At 61.1% G+C, this 21,153-nt stretch carries 21 protein-coding genes; 8 read left to right on the top strand and 13 right to left on the bottom strand.

Annotation, left to right across the window (positions count from 1 at the left end; genetic code table 11):
• The first annotated feature begins 38 nt into the window (after window positions 1–38).
• On the top strand, window positions 39–1,319 hold the full coding sequence (locus tag MMS95_RS14885) for a DUF3748 domain-containing protein (protein WP_021504162.1): 1,281 nt from the start codon (window positions 39–41) through the stop codon (window positions 1,317–1,319).
• 30 nt (window positions 1,320–1,349) lie between these two features.
• Here the strand turns inward: MMS95_RS14885 and MMS95_RS14880 are convergent, their stop codons facing one another.
• Window positions 1,350–1,697: a YceK/YidQ family lipoprotein gene (locus MMS95_RS14880; RefSeq protein ID WP_004933911.1), complete on the bottom strand. Its 348-nt coding sequence runs from the start codon at window positions 1,695–1,697 to the stop codon at window positions 1,350–1,352.
• A gap of 309 nt (window positions 1,698–2,006) precedes the next feature.
• Between MMS95_RS14880 and ibpA the strand changes: the two genes are divergently transcribed.
• From ibpA to MMS95_RS14865, 3 genes are all read left to right on the top strand, one after another.
• A complete protein-coding gene (ibpA, locus tag MMS95_RS14875) occupies window positions 2,007–2,420 on the top strand; it encodes a small heat shock chaperone IbpA (protein WP_004933919.1) in 414 nt (137 codons plus the stop codon).
• 107 nt (window positions 2,421–2,527) lie between these two features.
• The gene (ibpB, locus tag MMS95_RS14870) at window positions 2,528–2,956 is read left to right on the top strand and encodes a small heat shock chaperone IbpB (RefSeq protein ID WP_004933922.1); all 429 of its coding nucleotides are present in this window, start codon (window positions 2,528–2,530) and stop codon (window positions 2,954–2,956) included.
• A 167-nt stretch (window positions 2,957–3,123) separates the two neighbouring features.
• A complete protein-coding gene (locus tag MMS95_RS14865) occupies window positions 3,124–4,782 on the top strand; it encodes a putative transporter (protein ID WP_242141862.1) in 1,659 nt (552 codons plus the stop codon).
• 10 nt (window positions 4,783–4,792) lie between these two features.
• On the opposite strand, the gene MMS95_RS14860 is transcribed toward MMS95_RS14865, so the two are convergent.
• The 4 genes from MMS95_RS14860 to MMS95_RS14845 all read right to left on the bottom strand — a co-directional run bounded on the left by MMS95_RS14860 (window position 4,793) and on the right by MMS95_RS14845 (window position 8,918).
• Complete coding sequence (locus MMS95_RS14860) at window positions 4,793–5,173, bottom strand: type II toxin-antitoxin system VapC family toxin (protein ID WP_004933929.1); 381 nt, start codon at window positions 5,171–5,173, stop codon at window positions 4,793–4,795.
• Window positions 5,173–5,394 (bottom strand): ribbon-helix-helix domain-containing protein, encoded by a 222-nt coding sequence (locus MMS95_RS14855; RefSeq protein ID WP_004933932.1) that lies wholly within the window; start codon window positions 5,392–5,394, stop codon window positions 5,173–5,175. The genes MMS95_RS14860 and MMS95_RS14855 overlap by 1 nt, the downstream gene beginning before the upstream one ends.
• Window positions 5,395–5,468: 74 nt before the next feature.
• Window positions 5,469–6,719, bottom strand: a complete 1,251-nt coding sequence (locus MMS95_RS14850; protein WP_004933935.1) for a valine--pyruvate transaminase — start codon at window positions 6,717–6,719, stop codon at window positions 5,469–5,471.
• A gap of 135 nt (window positions 6,720–6,854) precedes the next feature.
• Entirely contained in the window at window positions 6,855–8,918 is a 2,064-nt protein-coding gene (locus MMS95_RS14845; protein ID WP_156866337.1) for an alpha-amylase, read from the bottom strand.
• Window positions 8,919–9,113: 195 nt separating this feature from the next.
• Between MMS95_RS14845 and MMS95_RS14840 the strand changes: the two genes are divergently transcribed.
• Window positions 9,114–9,266, top strand: a complete 153-nt coding sequence (locus MMS95_RS14840; RefSeq protein WP_015376155.1) for a hypothetical protein — start codon at window positions 9,114–9,116, stop codon at window positions 9,264–9,266.
• A gap of 1 nt (window position 9,267) precedes the next feature.
• Here MMS95_RS14840 and ghrB read toward each other — a convergent pair whose 3' ends face one another.
• The 8 genes from ghrB to MMS95_RS14800 form a co-directional block, all read right to left on the bottom strand.
• Window positions 9,268–10,245: a glyoxylate/hydroxypyruvate reductase GhrB gene (gene ghrB / locus MMS95_RS14835; protein WP_033631399.1), complete on the bottom strand. Its 978-nt coding sequence runs from the start codon at window positions 10,243–10,245 to the stop codon at window positions 9,268–9,270.
• 73 nt (window positions 10,246–10,318) lie between these two features.
• The gene (locus tag MMS95_RS14830; protein WP_004933942.1) at window positions 10,319–11,587 is read right to left on the bottom strand and encodes an MFS transporter; all 1,269 of its coding nucleotides are present in this window, start codon (window positions 11,585–11,587) and stop codon (window positions 10,319–10,321) included.
• Window positions 11,588–11,716: 129 nt separating this feature from the next.
• Entirely contained in the window at window positions 11,717–12,682 is a 966-nt protein-coding gene (locus tag MMS95_RS14825) for a sugar kinase (protein ID WP_033645233.1), read from the bottom strand.
• 7 nt (window positions 12,683–12,689) lie between these two features.
• Window positions 12,690–13,442 carry a xylose isomerase gene (locus tag MMS95_RS14820; protein ID WP_015376158.1) on the bottom strand — a complete coding sequence of 251 codons (753 nt, stop codon included), beginning with the start codon at window positions 13,440–13,442 and terminating at the stop codon, window positions 12,690–12,692.
• Between the two features lie 165 nt (window positions 13,443–13,607).
• A complete protein-coding gene (locus MMS95_RS14815; RefSeq protein WP_015376159.1) occupies window positions 13,608–14,642 on the bottom strand; it encodes a LacI family DNA-binding transcriptional regulator in 1,035 nt (344 codons plus the stop codon).
• Between the two features lie 124 nt (window positions 14,643–14,766).
• Window positions 14,767–15,429 carry an OmpA family lipoprotein gene (locus tag MMS95_RS14810; RefSeq protein WP_004933954.1) on the bottom strand — a complete coding sequence of 221 codons (663 nt, stop codon included), beginning with the start codon at window positions 15,427–15,429 and terminating at the stop codon, window positions 14,767–14,769.
• Window positions 15,430–15,676: 247 nt separating this feature from the next.
• Entirely contained in the window at window positions 15,677–16,129 is a 453-nt protein-coding gene (locus MMS95_RS14805) for an N-acetyltransferase (RefSeq protein WP_015376160.1), read from the bottom strand.
• Window positions 16,126–16,692 carry a DNA-3-methyladenine glycosylase I gene (locus MMS95_RS14800; RefSeq protein ID WP_033631404.1) on the bottom strand — a complete coding sequence of 189 codons (567 nt, stop codon included), beginning with the start codon at window positions 16,690–16,692 and terminating at the stop codon, window positions 16,126–16,128. The genes MMS95_RS14805 and MMS95_RS14800 overlap by 4 nt, the downstream gene beginning before the upstream one ends.
• 196 nt (window positions 16,693–16,888) lie before the next feature.
• Here MMS95_RS14800 and MMS95_RS14795 point away from each other — a divergent pair, with 196 nt between their 5' ends.
• The 3 genes from MMS95_RS14795 to MMS95_RS14785 form a co-directional block, all read left to right on the top strand.
• Window positions 16,889–18,877 carry an autotransporter domain-containing protein gene (locus MMS95_RS14795; protein ID WP_242141860.1) on the top strand — a complete coding sequence of 663 codons (1,989 nt, stop codon included), beginning with the start codon at window positions 16,889–16,891 and terminating at the stop codon, window positions 18,875–18,877.
• Between the two features lie 766 nt (window positions 18,878–19,643).
• Complete coding sequence (glyQ, locus tag MMS95_RS14790; protein WP_004933966.1) at window positions 19,644–20,561, top strand: glycine--tRNA ligase subunit alpha; 918 nt, start codon at window positions 19,644–19,646, stop codon at window positions 20,559–20,561.
• 9 nt (window positions 20,562–20,570) lie between these two features.
• A partial coding sequence (locus tag MMS95_RS14785) for a glycine--tRNA ligase subunit beta (RefSeq protein WP_242141858.1) occupies window positions 20,571–21,153 on the top strand: 583 nt, incomplete at its 3' end.

The following is a 21,153-nucleotide window of genomic DNA, read 5'->3' as shown; positions in this document are numbered from 1 at the left end:
GATGACGGCTCAGTGCCAGCATGTGCAGGAGAGCCGCCATGAGCCATCGGGAAAAACAACTGACTTTCGACCCTCGTGGGCATCAGTTAACCAATATCAACGTCTGGACGCCGGACAGTCAATGGCTGGCTTATGACGTGCGCCCGCGCGGCGCCTCTTTCACCGGCCTCAGCATCGAGCGTGTCAACGTCGCCAGCGGCGCGGTGGAGGTGATTTATCGCGCCCAGCACGGCGCCCACGTTGGCGTGGTCACGGTCAGCCCCGATGCGCCGGCGCGCTATGCCTTTATTCACGGACCTGAGCACCCGGACAGCGCCTGGCAGTATGATTTTCACCACCGCCGCGGGGTGATCGTCAGCGAACCGGATCGCGAGTTGGCCATCACCCTCGACGCGCTGGATATCACCGCGCCCTATACCCCCGGCGCGCTGCGCGGCGGCAGCCACGTGCACGTTTTCAGTCCGGACGGCAGCCGCCTCAGCTTTACCTACAACGATCACGTGATGCATGAACGCGATCCGGCGCGCGATCTGCGCAACGTCGGCGTGGCCGTGCCGCTGCACGGGGTTAATCCGCCAAAACAGCACCCGCGCGAGTACGACGGCAGCCACTATTGCGTGTTGGTCAGCGAGACGGTGCCGCAGCCGCAGCCGGGTAGCGATCAGATCAATCGCGCTTACGAAGAAGGCTGGATCGGGCGCGAAGGCTACCGTAAGGCCGACGGCAGCCGGCAGCGCTGGGCGCTGGCATTTATCGGCGATACGTTGTCCGCTGCCGGAGAGAAGCTGTCTGAGGTGTTTATCGTCGATCTGCCGGAGAACGACGTCGACTACGCCCGGGCGGGCGCTCTGCCGCTGCAGGGGACGGAAAGCGAGCTGCCGGCGCCGCCGCTTGGCGTCAGGCAGCGGCGGGTAACCTTTACCGGGGATCGCCGTTTTCCTGGCGTGGCTGGTGCGCCGCGCCACTGGCTGCGCAGTTCGCCGGACGGCAGCCAGATAGCTTTTCTGATGAAGGACGACGGCGGCGTGGTGCAGCTGTGGACGGTGTCGCCTAACGGTGGCGAGCCGCGCCAGGTGAGCCGCAGCGAGCATGACATCCAGTCGGCGTTCAGCTGGCACCCGCAGGGCGGGACGATAGCCCTGGTGTGCGACAACAGCGTGATGCTGTGCGAGGTGGCCAGCGGTCGCCTGCAGCGTTTGACGCCGCGCAGCGTGCAGCCGCCGTCGGGGGATGCCGTGGTGTTCTCGCCGGATGGCAAGAAAGTGGCGTTTATGCGCGAGATAGCGGGGTTCAACCAGATCTTCGTGGTTGAGGCGTAAGGCGGGCCTGATGACCCGCTGCGTGCGCGATTAGTGCGTGGCGGTGCTGTCGTCGCCCTGGCCGGGATTGCCGGTCGCCGCCAAATTCTGCTGCTCGCTGCGCAGGATACGCGCTTTTGGCGAGTCTGCGGTGGCGTCGTTGCCGGATCGCAGATAGTCGTAAGGCAGCAGCACGGTATCCATCACCGCGGAGAACGGCAGATCCAGCGCCACCAGCGGCATCATCGCCCAACTGGTGTTGTCGTCCTTCAGCATGTCCACGCTGGCGCGGGTGCCGGGATAGTAACCCTGATTCGGGCCGGTATGGCTCATCACGCTGGAGCAACCGCTGGTCGCCAACAACATGCAGCCCGTCGCTATCGCTTTCATCATCGTCATTAATCCATCCTGCAGGGTTGCTGTGCCCCTAAATTAAGCTGATTTATAACATCCTGTTGCTGCTTTAAAAGAAGCAAAATCCCGCTCTGTGGCGGCTCTCTCACTTTAGTGTAAGTGGTAAAAAAAACTTTTACCTTATTGGTGCAAATTTTTTTGATCCTCGCCTGTTGAATTGATGAAAGCAACCCCCATTTTATCATCAGAGCCGAATTGAGAATTCGCCGTAAGGGAATTCTGGCTTAATTAGCCTGTCCAGAGTGGAAGGCGTATTTATTTCAACCTCGCTGAAGTGCCTTAGGAGGCTGTTTTATGCGTAATTTTGATCTTTCCCCGCTATACCGTTCCGCCATTGGTTTCGATCGCCTGTTCAACGCGCTGGAGGCTGGCCAGAGTCAGGGCAACGGCGGTTATCCCCCTTATAATGTCGAGCTGGTGGATGAAAATCATTATCGGATCGCCATCGCGGTAGCCGGGTTTGCCGAGCAGGAGCTGGAGATCACCACGCAGGACAATCTGCTGATCGTGCGTGGGGCGCACAACAATGAACCGGCAGAAAAAACCTATTTATACCAGGGCATCGCCGAGCGTAATTTCGAGCGTAAATTCCAGCTGGCCGAACATATTCAAATTAAAGGCGCCAAACTGGAGAATGGCCTGTTGTATATCGACATGCAACGCATCGTTCCGGAAACATTAAAACCGCGCCGCATCGAAATTAAATAAATTTCCGTTTCGCCGGCAGGTACGCTGCCGGTAAATATGAAGTCATGATTAGCCTGCCGTCAGGGGGCTGAATAAACACATCTCGCTTAATGAAAGGAGTTGTTCCTATGCGTAATTACGATTTATCCCCGCTTCTGCGTCAGTGGATTGGTTTTGATAAATTGGCCAGTTCAATGGGCGGCCAGGAACCCCAGGGGTTCCCGCCGTATAACATCGAGAAAAGTGACGACAATCACTACCGCATTTCTCTGGCGCTGGCCGGTTTCCGGCAGAGCGAACTGAATATTGAAGTGGAAGGGCCGCGGCTGACCGTCAGCGGTAAACCCACGCCGCCGGAAAAACAGGTCGAGTACCTGCATCAGGGGCTGGTGTGCAAAGAGTTCCAGTTGACCTTCACCCTGGCGGAACACCTGCAGGTGTCCGAGGCCAAATTTGAAAATGGCCTGTTGCACATCGATCTGGTGCGTCAGGTGCCGGAAGCCTTGCAGCCTCAGCGCATCGCCATCGGCGCGACGCCGGAGCTGGAAGCGAAATAACCGGCTGAAAAACGGTCATCATCATGCGGGGGAGATCCAAACGGATCTCCCCCGTTGCGTTATGTGGCGCACGCCACAGTCCCCCCGTCTGCCCGATGCCATAATCCTTGTTAATTGTGTGTCTTTGGCCGCAAATCCCATGTTTAACTTTGGCAAGGATGTGACCTATGAGCGATATCGCCCTGACCGTCAGCATGTTGGCGTTGGCGGCCGTCATTGGGCTGTGGATGGGGAACTGGAAGCTGTATGGCGTCGGGTTGGGCATTGGCGGCGTGCTGTTCGGCGGTATCCTGGTCGGCCACTTTGCCCAGAGCGGGCAAATCAGCCTGAATGGGGACATGCTGCACTTTATCCAGGAGTTTGGCCTGATCCTGTTCGTCTACACCATCGGCATCCAGGTCGGCCCCGGTTTCTTCTCTTCGCTGCGCGTCTCCGGTCTGCGGCTCAACGCCTTCGCGGTGCTGCTGGTGCTGACCGGCGGCATCGTGGCGGCGGCGGTACACAAGCTGTTCGACGTGCCGCTGCCGATCATCCTCGGCGTGTTCTCCGGCGCGGTCACCAACACCCCGGCGCTGGGCGCCGGTCAGCAAATCCTGACCGATCTCGGTTCCGATCCGGCGCTGGTGGACGGCATGGGGATGGGTTACGCCATGGCCTATCCGTTTGGCATATGCGGCATCCTGCTGGTGATGTGGCTGATCCGGCTGATTTTCCGCATCAACATCGAGCGTGAGGCTCAGGCGTTTGAAAGCAGCCTGGGCAATCAGCGCGAGTTGCTGCACGCCATCAACGTGGCGGTGCGCAACCCCAATCTGCAGGGCATGGCGATCAAAAGCGTGCCGCTGCTCAACGGTGAAGCGATCGTCTGTTCGCGCCTCAAGCGCGGGGAGCTGTTGATGGTGCCGGCGCCGCACGAGCGGCTGGAGCTTGGCGACTACCTGCACCTGGTGGGCAAACGCGAAGATCTGGAGAACGCCCGGTTGGTGATCGGTGAAGAGGTGGATGCCTCGCTGTCGACGCGCGGCACTGCGCTGCAGGTGGTGAGGGCGGTGGTGACCAACGAGCAGGTGCTGGGCAAGAAAATCCGCGATCTGAACCTGAAGCGAAAGTATGACGTGGTGATTTCACGCCTCAACCGCGCCGGCGTCGAGCTGGTGGCCGGCAGCAACGTGACGCTGCAGTTTGGCGACATTCTCAACCTGGTCGGCCGGCCGGAGGCCATCGACGCGGTGACGGCGATTGTCGGCAACGCCCAACAAAAACTGCAGCAGGTGCAGATGCTGCCGGTCTTTATCGGTATTGGTCTCGGGGTATTGCTCGGTTCCATTCCGCTGTTTGTGCCCGGCTTCCCGGCGGCATTGCGGCTGGGGCTGGCCGGCGGGCCGCTGGTGGCGGCGCTGATCCTGGGGCGCATCGGCAGCATCGGCAAGCTGTACTGGTTTATGCCGCCGAGCGCCAACCTGGCGCTGCGCGAACTGGGCATCGTGCTGTTTCTGGCGGTGGTTGGTTTGAAATCGGGCGGTAACTTCATCGATACGTTGCTGCACGGCGAGGGGCTGACGTGGGTCGGGTACGGCGCCTTGATCACCGCGATTCCGTTGCTGAGCGTCGGTATTCTGGCGCGCACGGTGGGCAAGATGAACTACCTGACGCTGTCCGGCATGCTGGCGGGATCGATGACCGATCCGCCGGCGCTGGCGTTCGCCAACGGTCTGCATCCCACCAGCGGCGCCGCGGCGCTGTCTTACGCCACCGTTTATCCGCTGGCGATGTTCCTGCGCATCATGTCGCCGCAGCTGCTGGCGGTGCTGTTCTGGACGCTATAGCGCTGCCCGACTACAGCCGGTAAGGCATTAACACGCCGTTGTCAGTGCCAAAATCTTTGGGGTTGCGGGAGATGAGCGTCCGGAACCCCACCTGCGCGGTGGCCCAGATAATGGCGTCCGGCAGCTTCACATGCTGTGAGTGGCGCAGTTCTACGGCGCGTTCGGCAACTTCATCGGTAATAGGCAGCAGCAGGAATTGCCCTAAAAACTGGCGCGTTTTCAGCTCCAGCGCCGGCCCCTGCTTTTTGGCACCCACCATCACTTCCATCCAGGTGATGGCGCTAATAGCCGGATTGGTGTGGTATTCGGTCAAAACGTCTTTGGCTTGAGGAATGCCGTTGAGATAATCGATCAGAATATTGGTGTCGAATAACGCCCGTTGAGCCACCATTATTCCCACTCCTCGCGCTGACGATTTTCGTAGTCCACGCCATCTCCCATCGCCCCGGACCAGAGCCCGAAAGCATTGCTGGGATCTTCAACGTGGTTCTCCGTCAGATAGCGGGAGACGGCCTGACGGATGATTTCGGCCCGGGGAACGTGGCGGATATTTTTCAGATTGTCGAGCTGCCGCAGGTCTTCTTCAGGTAAATCGATCACGATGCGAGTCATCGCTAGCCCTCCAAAAAAAGATATACGATATATGCATCGTATATCTTTATCGGTCGATTTTCAATCAGCTGGCATTAGCCTTCCTGATGCGCGCGTTCGATCTCTTCTGCCAGGATCGCCACGCCGCGCTCGATTTTCTCCGGGTCGGGCACGTAGTTCATGCGCATGCACTGGTGGGTGTGCGGCCAGTCGTGCTCCAGCCCCGGGAAGAAGTAGTGGCCCGGCACCATCAGCACGCCGCGCTTTTTCAGGCGCTGATACAGCACCTCGGTAGTGATCGGCAGATCCTTGAACCACAGCCAGAGGAAGATGGCCCCTTCCGGTTTGTGGATCAGGCAGCGCTCCGGCGACAGGTAGCGGCGGATAATCTCGATGGTGTGTTCGACGCGCTGTTTGTAAAACGGGCGAATCACCTCGTTCGACAGGCGCAGCAGATCGCCGCGCGCGATCATTTCCGTCGCCATCGCCGGCCCCATGCTGCCCGGCGACAGGCTGATGATGCCGTTCATGTTGGTCAGCGCGGTGATCACCTTCTCGTCGGCGATCACGATGCCGCAGCGCGAGCCCGGCAGGCCGAGTTTGGACAGGCTCATGCACAGGATGGTGTTCGGGTTCCACAGCGGCGTGGCGTCGCTGAAGATAATGCCGGGGAAAGGCACGCCGTAGGCGTTGTCGATCACCAGCGGAATATCGCGCTGCTGCGCCAGCAGGTCGAGCTTCATCAGCTCTTCGTCGGTGATCACGTTGCCGGTCGGGTTGGTCGGCCGTGAAACGCAGATCATGCCGATGTCGTCGCCAATGGTGAGGTGTTCGAAATCAACGTGATATTTGAACTGGCCGTCCGGCAGCAGCTCGATGTTCGGTTTGGCGGAGACGAACAGCCCTTCGTCCAGCCCGGCATCGGCATAGCCGATATATTCTGGCGCCAATGGGAACAGCACGCGGCGGCGCGAACCGTCGGCGTAGCGGCCGGCGAACAGGTTGAACAAGTAGAAAAACGCGCTTTGGCTGCCGTTCGTCAGTGCAATATTCTGTGGCGAAATCTCCCAGCCGAGCTCGTCGCGCAGCAGATTGGCCAGCGCTTTCAGCAGCGCATCCTTGCCTTGCGGGCCGTCGTAGTTGCACAGCGCCTCGGTCAGTTTGCCCTGGTCGAGCATCTCCTGGCACAGCTGTTTGAAGTAGGCTTCCATCTCTGGGATCTGCGCCGGGTTGCCGCCGCCGAGCATGATGGCACCGGGGGTGCGCAGGCCTTCGTTCAGGTCGTCCATCAAACGGGTAATGCCCGCATAACGGGTAAATTTTTCGCCGAAAAGTGAGAAAGTCATAGGTGTAGCAATACTGTTTTTTAGCAGGTAATCCCCCACCATACCGCCAGACAAATCCCTCTGCAATGCGGCCGACAAATCGACCAGTGGGCAAAAGCTTCGCTCATCGGCCGATTGTCAGCATATTACGCTGGATTATTGTGACCGTTCGCCGGCCCATACCACCATCACCTTATCGTCGCCGAGCCGGCGGCTGAAGGCGTAGTAGGCGGCGTGTGGCAGCGGGGTTTGCACGCCGCCGCCGATCGCCGGATGGCGAGCGCGGAACTGTCCCAACCGTTGCCAGTGGGCCAGCAGCGAGGCTTTTTCCCCCTGCAACTCAGGCCAGTTCATGTCGGAGCGGGTGCCTTGCAGCGGATCGGAACCGGTTGGGCCGAGCGGGCGGCCGCTTTCATCGCCGTAGTAAATCTGCACCGCCCCCGGCGCCAGCAACAGCAGGTTTGCCGCCCGCTGTTGGCGCACCTGCGAGCCTTTGGCGTCGCTGGCGAAGAACAGCCGGGTGTCGTGTGAAGAAAGATAGCTCAGCACGTTGAAATCCTGCAGCCGCTCGGCCATCTGCCGGTAGGTGGCATCGATGTCGGCAAAGCAGCCCAGCGCCTGCGACGCCTGGTCCTGGAAATCGAAGTTGATCATCGCGTCGAAGCCGTTTTGGTAATAGTCGCTTTTCATCACCCCGTGGCCCCAGGCCTCGCCGGTCATCCAAAACGGCGCGTCATCCAGCGCCTGCTGCGGATGCTCCGCTTTCCACGCCGCCAATGCCGCCGTGGCGCGCTGCTTCAACAGCGCCAGCGTCGGTTTTTCCACGTGCTTGGCGGTGTCGACGCGAAAACCGTCGATGCCGTAATCGCGTACCCACTGGCTGAGCCAGACGGTCAGGTAATCGCGGGTGGTGGCGCCGGGAATGTCGCGAGCGGCGGTGTCGGGTTTGTGGCGATAGAACAGCGGCAGGCCGCTGGCGCCGGGCGCTTCGGTTTTGATGTCCGGCAGGAAGGCCAGCGACATTGTCAGGTCGTCATAGCCCGGCGCGTCATAGTCGCCGATGTCGGTGCGGATCCAGTTTTTCCCCCACCATGGGCGCCAGCCCGCCTTGTCGCTGAAATTGATATAGTCGTTGAAGCTGTGCCAGTTTTGCCCTGGCCCGGGGCGCCAGTCGTTCCAGCTTTTCCCCAGGGTTTTCTCCACCTCTGCACCCTGCAGATACAGCGAGCCGAAGTGGAACGTTTGCATATCCGCCAGCGTGGCGTAGCCGACATGATTCACCACCACGTCGAACAGAATGCGAATGCCGCGCTGATGGGCCTGCTCGACCAGCGTGCGCAGCTCCTGTTCGGTGCCCATGTTGGCGTCGAGGCGCGTCCAGTCCAGCGCGTAATAGCCGTGATAGGCGTAATGCGGGAAATCGCCTTGGGTGCCGCCGCCGACCCAGCCGTGGATCTGCTCCAGCGGTGAGCTGATCCACAAGGCGTTGACGCCGAGCTGCTGCAGATAATCCAGCTTCTGCGTCAGGCCGGCCAGATCGCCGCCGTGAAAGGTGCCTATTTCCTGCAGGCCGTCGCTGCGGCGCCCGTAGCTGTGGTCATTGGCCGGATTGCCGTTCTCAAAGCGATCGGTCAGCACGAAGTAGACCGTGGCGTTATGCCAACTGAACGCCGCCGGTTTCGCCGTGGCGGCGGATTCCAGCAGCAACAGGCCGTCGCTGGCGGCGGCGGGCTGCAACGTGATTTTCCCCTGGCTCACCTGCGCCGTTTGGCCGGAATAGAAATCGCGCAGCGTTTCGCCTTCGGCGAAGGTGGAGGCGACGTCGACCGTGACCGGCTTGCCGTCCCAGCGCGGGCAACTGCGCACGGCAACGGCGGCGCTTTCCGGCGCGCTGCTCAGGCTGAGCTGCAGCGTCGGCGTGCCGCTGCGGGTGTCGATGCGCACCTGATAATCGCCGGCGCGGAACTGCCGCCAGCTGACCGGCGGATGGGCGCCACAGGGCTGCAGCGACAGCGTTTGGTTAAGCTTCACCGCCTCGGCCGGCTGCCAGCAGCGGTTATCCTGATACAGCCGTAGCGGCAGCTGGCCTTTGGGCAGCGCGGCCTGGCTGGCGAACAGCCCGGCGGCAGTTTCGTCGAAGGCCGGGAAACCCGGCAACGTCCAGCCGGCCAGCGCCGAAGGCGACAGCAGTATCAACAAGGGCAGGGGTAACAGTTTCATGGCTCTCCTTACGCGTGGCAGGAAGCGTTTTTTCCGCTGGGTAGCGCCAGTGTGGCAAACGGCGGAAAAATGGCCTCCTCCCTGCGAGGTTTTTTCGGGGAGGAGGAGAAGGGCGGAGCGTTTTCGGATTGATTCGGCTTGGCTTTGCGCGCGCGCTGCGGCAGATTAAACGATGAACATCAAAGGAGGTTAGCGATGACGGACAAAAACTGGCGAGAAGAGATCGTTCGGGCAATTCAGGATGCCGAATTGCAGCACTTCGCCGAAGAACATCAGCTGCAGGCGCTGTTCGCGCCGCAGCAGGAAGAGCAACACGGCCGGTTATCCGCAGACCACCGGCCGCGCTGAGTTATTTCCGCAACAGCTGCGGATTGACGCAGTTTTCTTTCACCGTGCCGGTCAACGCGGCGATCAAGTTATCCACCGCGCAGGCGGCCATGCCGTAGCGGGTTTCATGGGTGGCGGAGCCGATGTGCGGCAACGCCACCACGTTCGGCATGCTGAGCAGCGGCGAATTGGCCGGCAGCGGCTCTTTCTCGAACACGTCCAACCCGGCGGCGTGGATCACGCCGTTTTGCAGCGCTTCGATCAACGCCTGCTCATCCACCACCGGCCCGCGGCCGGCGTTGATCAGAATGCCGCTTTTCTTCATTTTCGCCAGCTGATCGCGGCCGATCAGATGGAAAGTTTGTTCGGTCAGCGGCAACGTGATGCAAACGAAATCCGATTCGGCCAGCAGGGTATCCAGATCGCAGCGACGGGCGTTGAAGCGTTGCTCCGCCTCTTCGTGCGTGCGGCGGGCGTTGTACAGCACCGGCATGCCGAAGCCGAAGTGCGCGCGCTGCGCCAGCGCCAGGCCGATGCGCCCCATGCCGAGGATGCCGATGGTTTTGTGGTGCACGTCGACGCCGAACCAGTCCGGCCCGATGCTGCCGCGCCATTCGCCGGCCTTCACCCGCTCCGCCACTTCCACCACCCGGCGCGCGGTCGCCAGCACCAGGCTCATGATGGTGTCGGCGACGGTTTCGGTCAGCACCGTCGGGGTATGCATCAGCAGCACGTTATGGGCGTTGAGCGCCTCGACGTCGAAGTTGTCGTAGCCGACGGAAACGGTCGAGGCCGCGCGCAGTTTGGGCGCCTGCTGCAGGAAAGCTTCGTCAATTTTACCGCCGGAACCGATGATCCCTTCGGCCTGCTGCAGCGCCTGGCGCAGTTCGTCGCGGTTCTCCGGCTGCAGGCCGTTGAAGGCGTGCACGGTGAAGTGCTGTTCCAGACGTTCACGCAGATCGGCGGGCAGGCTTTTGTACAATACGATAGAAGGCTTCATCACGAACTCCAGCTGGGCCAAAGGGGGCATGGCGCCCCCCCGGTTGGGTTAACAGAGAAAAAGTATAACCGGATCAAGCCAATTGTGGCTGGATCTCGTTGCGGGCGGGCTTGACGATCAGCGTCAGCACCACCGCCACCACCAGTGCGATGGCCATAAACATGTAAGAGGCCGCCGGGCTGCCGGTGGCGCCATTCAGGTAACCGACGAACCACGAACCGAAGAACGAACCCAGCGCGCCCATGCTGTTGATCAGCGCCATGGCGCCCCCGGCGACGTTTTTCGGCAGCATTTCCGGAATGATGGCGAAGAACGGCCCATAAGGGGCGTACATCGCGGCGCCGGCGACCACCAGCAGGCCATAGGAGATCCAGAAGTGGTTGGTGCCGACGGCGTAAGAGCCGAAGAACGCCAGCGCGCCGATCAGCAGCAGCGGCCAGACGAACAGCTTGCGGTTTTGCATTTTGTCCGACGCCCAGGAGACGACGATCATGGCGATGGTTGCCGCCAGGTAAGGCACCGCCGACAGCCAGCCGGCTTCCACCATGCCCATCTGCATGCCGCTGCGCAGGATGGAAGGCAGCCACAGCACGAAGCCGTATACGCCGATGCTCCAGGCGAAGTACTGCACGCACAACAGGATCACGTTGCGTGAGCGGAAGGCTTCGCCGTAGTTGCGCACGGCCTTGATGCCTTTCTGTTCTTCGTCCAACTGCTGTTGCAGCGCCTGTTTCTCATCGGCGCTCAACCAGCCGGCCTGCGCCGGTTTGTCTTTCGCCAGCACCCACCAGCAGAACGCCCAGATAACCGCCGGAATGCCCTCGATGATGAACATTTCGCGCCAGCCGAAGGCGTGGATCAGGTAGCCTGACACCACAGACATCCACAGCACCGTCACCGGGTTGCCGAGGATCAGGAAGGTATTGGCGCGTGACCGCTCCGATTTGGTGAACCAGTTGCTGATGTAGATCAGCATCGCCGGCATCACCGCCGCTTCCACTACGCCGAGGATAAAGCGGATGGCGGCCAACATCGGGATATTGCTCACCACGCCGGTCAGCGAGGCGCAACCGCCCCACAGGATCAGGCACCAGAAGATCAATTTTTTGACGCTGCGGCGTTCGGCGTAGATGGCGCCGGGAATTTGGAAGAAGAAATAACCGAGGAAAAACAGCGCGCCCAGCAGCGAGGCCATGCCCTTGGTGATGCCGAGATCCTCATTGATGCCGGCGGCGGAGGCGAAGCTGAAGTTGGCGCGATCGAGATAGGCCAGGCTGTAGGTGATAAACACGATGGGCATGATGTACCACCAGCGTTTGGCCGCGACAGTCGCTTTGTTCATGTTCAGTATCCTTCAGTGGTGTTGCATCCCCTTCGCCCGGATGCCAGAAGAAGGGGCAGATGCTCTCCCGACGCTTCCCGGTTGTAGGGCCAGAGGCTAACGTCATGCGGAGAAGTCGTTTTTTTATTGTTATTCGGCCAGCGCCGCGCGGGTCGGCAGGCCTTCGCTGTCGCCGATGGCCTGGATCGCCAGCGAACCGATTTTGTTGCCACGCTGCACCGCCTGTACCAGCGTTTTGCCTTCCAGCAGGGCGCTGAGGGTGCCGACGGCAAAGCCATCACCCGCCCCCACGGTATCCACCACGTTGTCGACCTTGACTGCGGCCACCGCCGCCTTATCGCCGGCGGCGGTTTTAAACCAGGCGCCGTCCGGGCCGGTTTTGATGATCACCGCCTGCACGCCGCGTTCCAGATAGAAATCGGCGATGCCTTCCGGCGTCGATTGGCCGGTGAGGATCTGCCCCTCTTTCAGCCCCGGCAGCACCCAGTCGGCGGCGAACGCCAGCTGGTTCAGCTGCTCGATCATCACCTCGCGGCTGGGCCACAGCACCGGGCGCAGATTGGGGTCGAACGAAATGGTTTTGCCCATGGCGCGCATCTCGCGCGCCGCATGGTGGCACAGCGCCAGCGATTCGCCGGACAGCGCCGCCGCCACGCCGCTCAGGTGCAGGTGGCGCGCGGAACCGAAATACTCGCGGTTAAAATCGGCAATCGACAGGTGGCTGGCCGCCGAGCCCTTGCGGAAGTATTCCACGCTGGGATCGGTACCATCAGTGGTTTTGGATTTCACCTGAAAACCGGTCGGATAGTGGCCATCGACCGTCACCTGCCGGTAGTTGATGCCTTCTTTTTTCAGCTGCTGCAGGGCGAAGCGGCCGAACGAGTCATTGCCGACGCGGCTGACCCAGCCGACGTTCATGCCCAGACGCGCCAGGCCGATCGCCACGTTCAGTTCGGCGCCGGCGATGCGTTTGGTGAAGGTTTCCACCTCCGCCAGGTCGCCGGTTTGCGCCGCCACGAACATCGCCATGGCTTCGCCCAGCGTGACCACATCCAGGGGCGTCTGCTGCGCCGTCGTTGCCGTTAACGTTGTCATCATGGGGTTACTCCGCACGCAAAATATTGACGTAATGACGGGTGACGGCCTCCAGGTCATCGCCCTGCAACGGGAATTCGATACCGCGCGGCGCATCGTGCGGCAGGCGGGCCAGCAGATCGCGCCAGCTGCCGTCGGTATCGTCCAGCGCGACGGCGCGCCAGCCGCGCGGGCCTTGGGTGGCGGCTTTGACGTGCACGTAACCGACGTGGCGGGCCAGGCGCTCGGCGGCGGCGAAGGCGTCTTGCCCCACCCACAGCCAGTTGGCCATATCGAAGGTCATGCTGACCGGCAGATGGCTATCTTCCGCGGCGTGGAAAAAGGCGTTCAGCATCGACAAAATGCCGCAGTCCGGCGTTTGGTCGTTCTCGACCACCAGCTTGACCGGGTGTTGCTCCAGCGCCACTTTCAGCTCGGTAAAATCGAAGCCGGGGCGGAAATGACCGAGGGACAGCTTCAGCTGGCGCGCGTTCAGCGCCTGCGCTTCCGCCAGCAGCGCCGGCAGGTTGGGGTTCAGCGTATGTTGCGGGGTGAACAGCGCCTCAGGGGCGGAGTAGACGGCGAACAGCTGCTGGCGATCGATCTCTTGCGCCAGCACCGGCAGGCTGTCCAGCTCGCCGGCGGCGAACAGTTCGCGGCGGATCTCCACCCCGTCGGCGCCAGCGCCGGCGATGAGGGGCAACAGCGCGCGCTGGCCGCCGTGTTGTTTGACGGTATCGGTGCCGTAGGCGCCGGTGACCACGATGATTTCTGTTTTCATTTTGACTCCTGAGGCGGCATTGTCGCCGCCGCTGCTGTTACCGGTACGTTAAATGGAACCGGTTCCAGCGAAAAGCGGCAGAGTGTAAAAATATGATCGCAATCACGAAGCTGAGCAAAAAACAGCCGGTGAGGGCGGGACGGTTAACGCCCCGGAAAAGGCGGGTTAGCGGGTGGTGGAGCCGCGGACGATCAGCTCGCCGGAGAACATCTGCTCGCCGCTGGGGGCGGCCAGGCCCTGAATGCGATGCACCAGCCGTTCCAGCGCAGCGTGCCCCATTTGGTAGGTGGGCTGTTTCAGCGTGGTGATGCCGACGCCCGCCAGTTCCGCCCACTCCAGTTCGTCAAAGCCCAGCAGGCCGATGTCGTTGCCCCACTGGATGCCGAGCCGACGCATGGCGCGCGCCACCTGCAGCGTCAGGGCGCCGTTGGCGGAGATCACCGCCTTGCGCATGCCGCGGTGGCGGCCGCTGAAATCGCTCAGCACCTGCTCCAGTTTCTGCCGATCGTTGAGCGGCGTTTCGGCCTGCTCCGCCAACAGCGCGGGGTGCTGCGCCATGGTATGCCTGAAGGCGTGCAGGCGTTCCAGGCGGGTATTGACCGTACCGAGCGGCTCGCTGAGGAACAGGATCGCTTCGAAACCTTGTTGCAACAGGTGTTCGGTGGCGACGGTGGCCGCTTCGCGGTTGTTCAGGCCCACCACGTCGCAGGCGAAGTCGGGGATTTTGCGGTCGATCAACACCATCGGCAGCATCGACTGTTGCAGCGTGGATAACGCTTCCTCGCGCATGCCGACCGCGTTGACCACGATACCTTCCACCCGGTAACTGCTGAGCAACTGCAGATAGTGCTGTTCCTGATTGACTTCGTTGTTGGTATTACACACCAGCAGGGTAAAGCCGTGCTGGCGGCAGGCGGCCTCGATGCCGCGCATCACGTCCACCGAATAGGGGTTGGTGATATCGGCGAGGATCAGGCCGATCAGGCGGGTCTGGCCGCCCTTCAGGCTGCGCGCCATCTGGCTTGGCCGGTAGTCGAGCTGCTGGATCGCCTGTTCGATGCGCTGTTTGAGATCGTCGGAAAGCAGGTGTTGTTCACCATTCAGATAGCGCGACACGCTGGTCTTGCCGGTTTTGGCGATGCTGGCCACATCGCTGATGGTGGCGCGTCCCGATGCGCGCGTTGCCTTGACAGTGCTCACAGCCGATCCCTCCTGCGGTTAATTGCCAAGGAGACTACCATACCCGATGTGCGGGCGGGAATGTTGAAGGGTAAGGAGAAAATCGCAGGGAGGCGGCGGGGGGCAGGTGGCGCCCCGCACGGGATTACTGCAGCGGGCTGAGCGTGATCTCGACGCGGCGGTTTTGCGCCTTGCCTTCCGCGGTGCTGTTGGAGGCGATCGGGTTGTCTGGGCCGGCGCCGGTGGTGCGGATACGGTTCGCCGCCACGCCCTGGGTGATCAGCGCGCTGGCTACGCCGTCGGCGCGCTGTTGCGACAGGTTCATGTTGAGCGAACGGGAACCGGTGCTGTCGGTGTAGCCGACCACGTTGACCGCGGTTTTCGGATACTCTTTCAGCACCATGGCGACGCCGGTCAGGGTGTTGGCGCCCGCCGGTTTCAGCGTGGCGCTGCTGCTGTCGAAGGTCACGTTGTTCGGCATGTTCAGCACGATGTTGTCGCCCTGGCGGGTGACGCTGACGCCGGTGCCTTTCATCTTGTCGCGCAGTTTGGCTTCCTGCACGTCCATGTAATAGCCTACGCCGCCGCCGAGGGCTGCACCGGCCGCTGCGCCGATCAGCGCACCCTTGCCGCGATCTTTCTTGGAAGAGGACAGCACGCCGACGCCGGCGCCCAGTGCGGCGCCGAGGCCTGCGCCGATGCCGGATTTGCCGGCTTCGGATTCACCGGTGTAAGGGTTGGTGGTACAGGCCGACAGCGCGAGCGTAAGGCTCACGGCGCCGGCAATAATTGCAATGCGTTTTTTCATGTTCTTGTCCTTAATGGCATCAGAATCTGTACGCGCCGGCCCAAAACGGGGACGCAAAAAAGTGGGTGACGCAGGGAGCCCGCATCGCCGCGCTACCTATGACGCGCGGTTTCGCCGGCAGTTCCGGAAAAAAACGTGACAAATGATGAGCGCGGGTAAGTGCTGGGGGAGTTATGCGGCAAAACGCCGGGCGGCGCCATGCAGCGGATTCCTAATTGTGCGCATCCGGGGTGCGGATGCGCCTTTTTTAAGCGTAACCGGTTGAGTTTTCGACTGCCGGCCAGTTCATGATCAGCGTATAGGCCTGGGTTTCATCATTGAACAGGCGCTGCGTTATCTGGAAGCCGTGCTTGTGGTAGAACGCACAGGCGCGCAGGTTCTGTTGGTACACCTCCAGACTGAGTCGGCGGTAGCGCTGCTGCACATGCGTCATCAGCGCCTGGGCGACGCCGCGGCCGTGAAACGCCCGATCGACAAACAGCGCGCCGATGAACTGCTCGTCCAGCACGCTGATAAAGCCGACGATCTCGCCTTCGTGCCAGCAGGCCCAGCTTTGCGCGCGCGGCAGGTAGTTTTCCCGCACCAGCGCGGCGCTCTCACGCCAGTATTTTTCCGCCACGAACGGATGGGCGGCGATGGTGCTGGGCAGCCACAGCGCCATCAGCCGTTCGATATCCTCCGGGCCACAGGGGCGGATCACCGTGGCTTTGGGTAACACATGCACCCCGTGAGATGATCGTTCACCAGCCCGCTGGCCTGCATGAAGGCGTAACAGATGGTGGAGCCGATAAACTTGAAGCCGCGCTTTTTCAGCGCCTTGGACATGGCGTCGGACTGCTCGGTTTTGGCCGGCACCTGGTTCAGCGCTTGCCAGCGGTTGAGCTGCGGCTGGCCGCCGACGAAGTCCCAAATGAAGGTAACGAAATTCTCCCCGGCCGCCTCCATCGCCAGATAGGCCTTGGCGTTGGTGATGATGGCTTCTATCTTGCCGCGATGGCGGATGATGCCGCTGTCCTGCAGCAGGTTTTCCACGTCTTGTTCGGTCATGGCGGCGACCCGCTGCGGATCGAAACCGTGGAAAGCGCGGCGGTAGTTCTCGCGCTTTTTCAGGACGGTGATCCAGGAAAGGCCGGCTTGCTGCCCCTCGAGGCACAACATTTCAAACAGCTCGCGCGCGTCGGTGGTGGGCGCGCCCCATTCCTTGTCGTGATACTCGAGATACAACGGATCGGCCGTCACCCAACCGCAACGTTCGTCTGCCATCCTGAATGTCCTTATGCTGTGTTTATGAACAGTAATCATCGCTCGAAGCGCCGAACTTGGCAAGTCTCTGATTGTTTTGTCATCAGCCCGCTTGACGTGACGAAAAAGCCGACAATAGTTACTACATGGCCGGTGGAAAACTGACCAACGATAAAAACGACATGGCCTTCATTTGCAGGCTCTCAGGAGTCGATTCATGCCTCTAAAAATAACGTGCATGCCCCGCCCGGCGGCGCTTGCAGTGGCGTTACTTTGCAGTGTGACCCTTCCGGCTCAGGCGTACGATCAACTCTACGTCTTTGGCGACAGCCTGAGCGATACCGGCAACAACGGCCGGTTCACCTATGACGGCAGCCAGCACCTGCTGTACGACGAAGCGTTGGCGCAGCGCATCGGCGCGGCGCTGGTGGCTTCGGACAACGGCGGTGAGAACTACGCCGCTGGCGGCGCCGTGGCGGTGCCGGGCCTGAACCCGGCCGACAACACCCAGGAGCAGGTGCAGCGTTACCTGAACCGGGTCAATGGCCAGGCCGACGGCGACGGTTTGTATATTCATTGGATCGGCGGCAACGATCTGGCGGCGGCGGCGCTGAATGCCGCTACCGCGCCCGGCGTGGCCTATAACAGCGCCGCCGCGGCGGCCGCGCAGGTGCATTCGCTGCTGAACGCCGGCGCCGGCACGGTGATCGTGCCGACGGTGCCGAACATCGGCTCCACGCCGCAGCTGATGGAATTGATCATTCAACAGGCGCTGTCACCGGTGCAGGGGGCGGCGATCCAGGCGGCCTATGCCACGCTTAATTCGGTGGCGACGCCGGACAACGCTTCACGCACGCAGGCGATCCACGCAGCGTTGGCCGCAGCGGCGAAGCAGGGCAGCGCCATTCCTCAGGTGCAGCAGGCGATCGCCGCGCAGCTTATCGCGGCGTATGACGGCCTGAGCGCGCAGGCCGCTCAGCTGACCGATTTCTATAATCAAAGCGAAGACCGTTTGCTGGCGCAGGGAAGCGGCAATATCGTGCGGGTGGACGTCAACAAGCTGTTCGCCGAAGCGATCGCCAATCCGGCGCAGTTCGGCTTCGCCAACACCGCCGGCATGGCTTGCCCGCCAGGCGTTTCTTCGGCGATTTGCCGTTCCGACATGCCCGGCTTCGACGCCGGCCAGTCCTATCTGTTCTCCGACCATTTCCACCCCAGCCCACAGGCGCACCTGCTGATTGCGGATTATATCCAGGCGGTATTGGATGGCCCGGCGCAGGTGGTGGCGCTGAATCAGGCGACGGCGGCGATGGCGCGCGACAGCCGCGCCACGCTCGACAGCCGTTTCCAGCAGCTGCGCAACGGCGACAATCCGCAGGGTTCGCTGGGCGTGTTCGGCGGTTACGCTGGCCAGCACTACGACTATGCCGATAACCGGGCCGCGGGGGACGGCAACGCCACCACCCACAACCTGACCGTCGGCGTGGACTATCAGCTGACCGACAGCTGGTTGATCGGCGCGTTGATCGCCGGTTCCAACGACGATCAGCATCCTTCCAGCCGCTTTGATTACAAGGCGCGCGGGCTGCTGTTCTCGGCTTTCAGTTCACTGGCGATATTCGAGCACGGCTGGGTCAACGCCGATCTGCACTATGCGACGATGGATTATGACGACATCCGCCGCAGCATGCGGCTGGGGCCGCTGACGCGCACCGAAACCGGTTCGACCACCGGCAGGCAGTGGGGGGCGCGCGTGACCGCCGGCTATGACTTCCCGATCGCTTCTTACCTGACCACCGGGCCGGTGGCGCAGTTCGCCTGGGATTACAGCCGCGTTTCCGGTTACAGCGAAGACGGCGATGACAGCACCGCCATGCGCTTCAACGATCAAACCTACCACTCGCAGATCGGTGCGTTGGGTTGGCGGCTGGATACGCAATTCGGCGTGTTTAACCCTTATGCGGAAGTGAGTTATCAGCACCAGTTCGGCGACGACGTTTACCGCGCCGGCGGCGGCCTGAAATCGACGCAAACCTCATTTACTCGCGACAGTGCGGGCCAGGACAAAAACTGGGTGGATGTCACGCTCGGGGCCAACATGCCGTTGACGGACAGGGTATCGGCCTTCGCCACCGTCTCGCAAACCGGCGGGCTGAGCAGCGGCGAGCAGTTTATGTATAACGTCGGCGTCAGCGCGCGTTTTTGAATGGGGTGCCTGCAGAGCGCGTTTGCCAAAGGCGCGCTAAATGGCATTGCGTAAGCGATACGTTCTTATAAGGGAAACTAATTAAGAGGAAGCGGGCGGGAATTAATTATGCGGGCCGTCATGATGCTGACGGAAATACAAAAAAAAACTGATCCTATGAAAGGATCAGGTAGCCACTTGGCCAACACCAGGGAAAATTTTAATTATTATTGTATAACCAAAGATTAACTGTCAATGGGTTTATGTGGCTCATTGTTGGCGTATTACATATCCGCTTGTTTCTCCTCGAGTCGCTGCAGCGGCCCATCGCGTGATCTCTCCTTATTTTTCACGATATAAGAAATAATTTGGCGGTTAGTCACATTATCTGCCGGTGAGGCGAGTTTTTTAGTTGATAAAATTAACAAAAATAACATTGGCGTAACTTTTCCCTGTGGCAAATATAAGCATGTGTGCATTTCAATCTGCGTAAATAGGGTTGGTGAGAACAGGAGCTGCGGGCGAATAAGTGACGATTTAAGCAACGATTAGTCTCGTTTTTTGTTAAGTTATTCTAATGTTTTTGGCGGGCCGTATTTTCGCCCCGTTCGTCGCCGGTGAAATTAGCCGGCTAACCGGTGCCCTGTCCTGCGCGCGCCGCGCGCGAAAATCCAGCGTTTCTCGCCCCGATTCGCACTTGTTGCCGGATTCTGGCTGTATATCTTACGGTCAACGGGTATACTGGCTCATTCCATCTAAATCCACTTGTATCGCGTGCGAATTCAACATGCAAAAGTTTGATACCAAGACCTTCCAGGGCCTGATCCTGACACTGCAGGATTATTGGGCGCGCCAGGGCTGCACCATCGTTCAACCATTGGACATGGAAGTCGGCGCGGGAACCTCACACCCGATGACGTGCCTGCGCGCACTGGGGCCGGAGCCGATGGCCGCCGCCTATGTGCAGCCATCTCGCCGCCCGACCGACGGCCGCTACGGTGAAAACCCGAACCGTCTGCAGCACTACTACCAGTTCCAGGTGGTGATTAAGCCATCGCCGGACAACATTCAGGAACTCTACCTGGGCTCGTTGAAAGAGCTGGGTCTGGATCCGACCATCCACGACATTCGCTTCGTGGAAGACAACTGGGAAAACCCGACGCTCGGCGCCTGGGGCCTGGGTTGGGAAGTGTGGCTGAACGGCATGGAAGTGACGCAGTTCACTTACTTCCAGCAGGTCGGCGGCCTGGAGTGCAAGCCGGTGACCGGCGAGATCACCTACGGTCTGGAGCGTCTGGCGATGTACATCCAGGGCGTGGACAGCGTGTACGATCTGGTGTGGAGCAACGGCCCGCTGGGCGTCACCACCTACGGCGACGTGTTCCATCAGAATGAAGTGGAGCAGTCCACCTACAACTTCGAATACGCCGACGTCGACTTCCTGTTCTCCTGCTTCGAGCAGTACGAGAAAGAAGCTCAATCGCTGCTGGCGCTGGAAAAACCGCTGCCGCTGCCGGCCTACGAACGCATCCTGAAGGCGGGTCATACCTTCAACCTGCTGGACGCGCGCAAGGCGATTTCGGTCACCGAGCGCCAACGCTACATTCTGCGCATCCGCACGCTGACCAAAGCCGTTGCCGAAGCCTACTACGCTTCCCGCGAAGCGCTGGGCTTCCCGATGTGCAACAAGAAGAACGAGAACTAAGAGGCAGCCATGACTCAACAGACTTTCCTGGTGGAAATCGGCACGGAAGAGCTGCCGCCGAAGGCTCTTCGTTCCCTGGCGGAATCTTTCGCCGCCAACTTCACCGCCGAGCTGGACAACGCCGGCCTGGAACACGGTGAAGTGAGCTGGTTCGCCGCACCGCGCCGCCTGGCGCTGAAAGTGGCCAACCTGAGCGCGGCGCAGGCCGATCGCGAAATTGAAAAACGCGGCCCGGCGATCGCCCAGGCGTTCGACGCCGAAGGCAAACCGAGCAAAGCGGCCGAAGGCTGGGCGCGCGGCTGCGGCATCACCGTCGATCAGGCTGAACGCCTGGTGACTGACAAGGGCGAGTGGTTGATGTACCGCGCCCACGTCAAAGGCCAGTCGGCGCAACAACTGCTGGCCGGCATGGTCAGCACCGCGCTGGCTAAACTGCCGATCCCGAAACTGATGCGTTGGGGCGACTCCGACGTGCAGTTCGTGCGTCCGGTGCACACCGTTACGATGCTGCTGGGCGCCGATCTGATCCCGGGCACCGTGCTGGGCATCGAATCTGCGCGCACCGTGCGTGGCCACCGCTTCATGGGCGAAG

Source organism: Serratia sp. PGPR-27, assembly GCF_022678525.1.
In the GTDB taxonomy this organism is placed as follows: domain Bacteria; phylum Pseudomonadota; class Gammaproteobacteria; order Enterobacterales; family Enterobacteriaceae; genus Serratia; species Serratia nematodiphila.
The sequence above is the reverse complement of the archived record's forward strand: the minus strand, read 5'-3'. Positions and strand labels throughout refer to the sequence as shown.

Coding starts and splice junctions, on each gene's coding strand:
- MMS95_RS14885 (WP_021504162.1), top strand. CDS start 39: ATGAGCCATCGGGAAAAACAACTGACTTTCGACCCTCGTGGGCATCAG.
- MMS95_RS14880 (WP_004933911.1), bottom strand. CDS start 1,697: ATGACGATGATGAAAGCGATAGCGACGGGCTGCATGTTGTTGGCGACC.
- ibpA (WP_004933919.1), top strand. CDS start 2,007: ATGCGTAATTTTGATCTTTCCCCGCTATACCGTTCCGCCATTGGTTTC.
- ibpB (WP_004933922.1), top strand. CDS start 2,528: ATGCGTAATTACGATTTATCCCCGCTTCTGCGTCAGTGGATTGGTTTT.
- MMS95_RS14865 (WP_242141862.1), top strand. CDS start 3,124: ATGAGCGATATCGCCCTGACCGTCAGCATGTTGGCGTTGGCGGCCGTC.
- MMS95_RS14860 (WP_004933929.1), bottom strand. CDS start 5,173: ATGGTGGCTCAACGGGCGTTATTCGACACCAATATTCTGATCGATTAT.
- MMS95_RS14855 (WP_004933932.1), bottom strand. CDS start 5,394: ATGACTCGCATCGTGATCGATTTACCTGAAGAAGACCTGCGGCAGCTC.
- MMS95_RS14850 (WP_004933935.1), bottom strand. CDS start 6,719: ATGACTTTCTCACTTTTCGGCGAAAAATTTACCCGTTATGCGGGCATT.
- MMS95_RS14845 (WP_156866337.1), bottom strand. CDS start 8,918: ATGAAACTGTTACCCCTGCCCTTGTTGATACTGCTGTCGCCTTCGGCG.
- MMS95_RS14840 (WP_015376155.1), top strand. CDS start 9,114: ATGACGGACAAAAACTGGCGAGAAGAGATCGTTCGGGCAATTCAGGAT.
- ghrB (WP_033631399.1), bottom strand. CDS start 10,245: ATGAAGCCTTCTATCGTATTGTACAAAAGCCTGCCCGCCGATCTGCGT.
- MMS95_RS14830 (WP_004933942.1), bottom strand. CDS start 11,587: ATGAACAAAGCGACTGTCGCGGCCAAACGCTGGTGGTACATCATGCCC.
- MMS95_RS14825 (WP_033645233.1), bottom strand. CDS start 12,682: ATGACAACGTTAACGGCAACGACGGCGCAGCAGACGCCCCTGGATGTG.
- MMS95_RS14820 (WP_015376158.1), bottom strand. CDS start 13,442: ATGAAAACAGAAATCATCGTGGTCACCGGCGCCTACGGCACCGATACC.
- MMS95_RS14810 (WP_004933954.1), bottom strand. CDS start 15,429: ATGAAAAAACGCATTGCAATTATTGCCGGCGCCGTGAGCCTTACGCTC.
- MMS95_RS14800 (WP_033631404.1), bottom strand. CDS start 16,692: ATGGCAGACGAACGTTGCGGTTGGGTGACGGCCGATCCGTTGTATCTC.
- MMS95_RS14795 (WP_242141860.1), top strand. CDS start 16,889: ATGCCTCTAAAAATAACGTGCATGCCCCGCCCGGCGGCGCTTGCAGTG.
- glyQ (WP_004933966.1), top strand. CDS start 19,644: ATGCAAAAGTTTGATACCAAGACCTTCCAGGGCCTGATCCTGACACTG.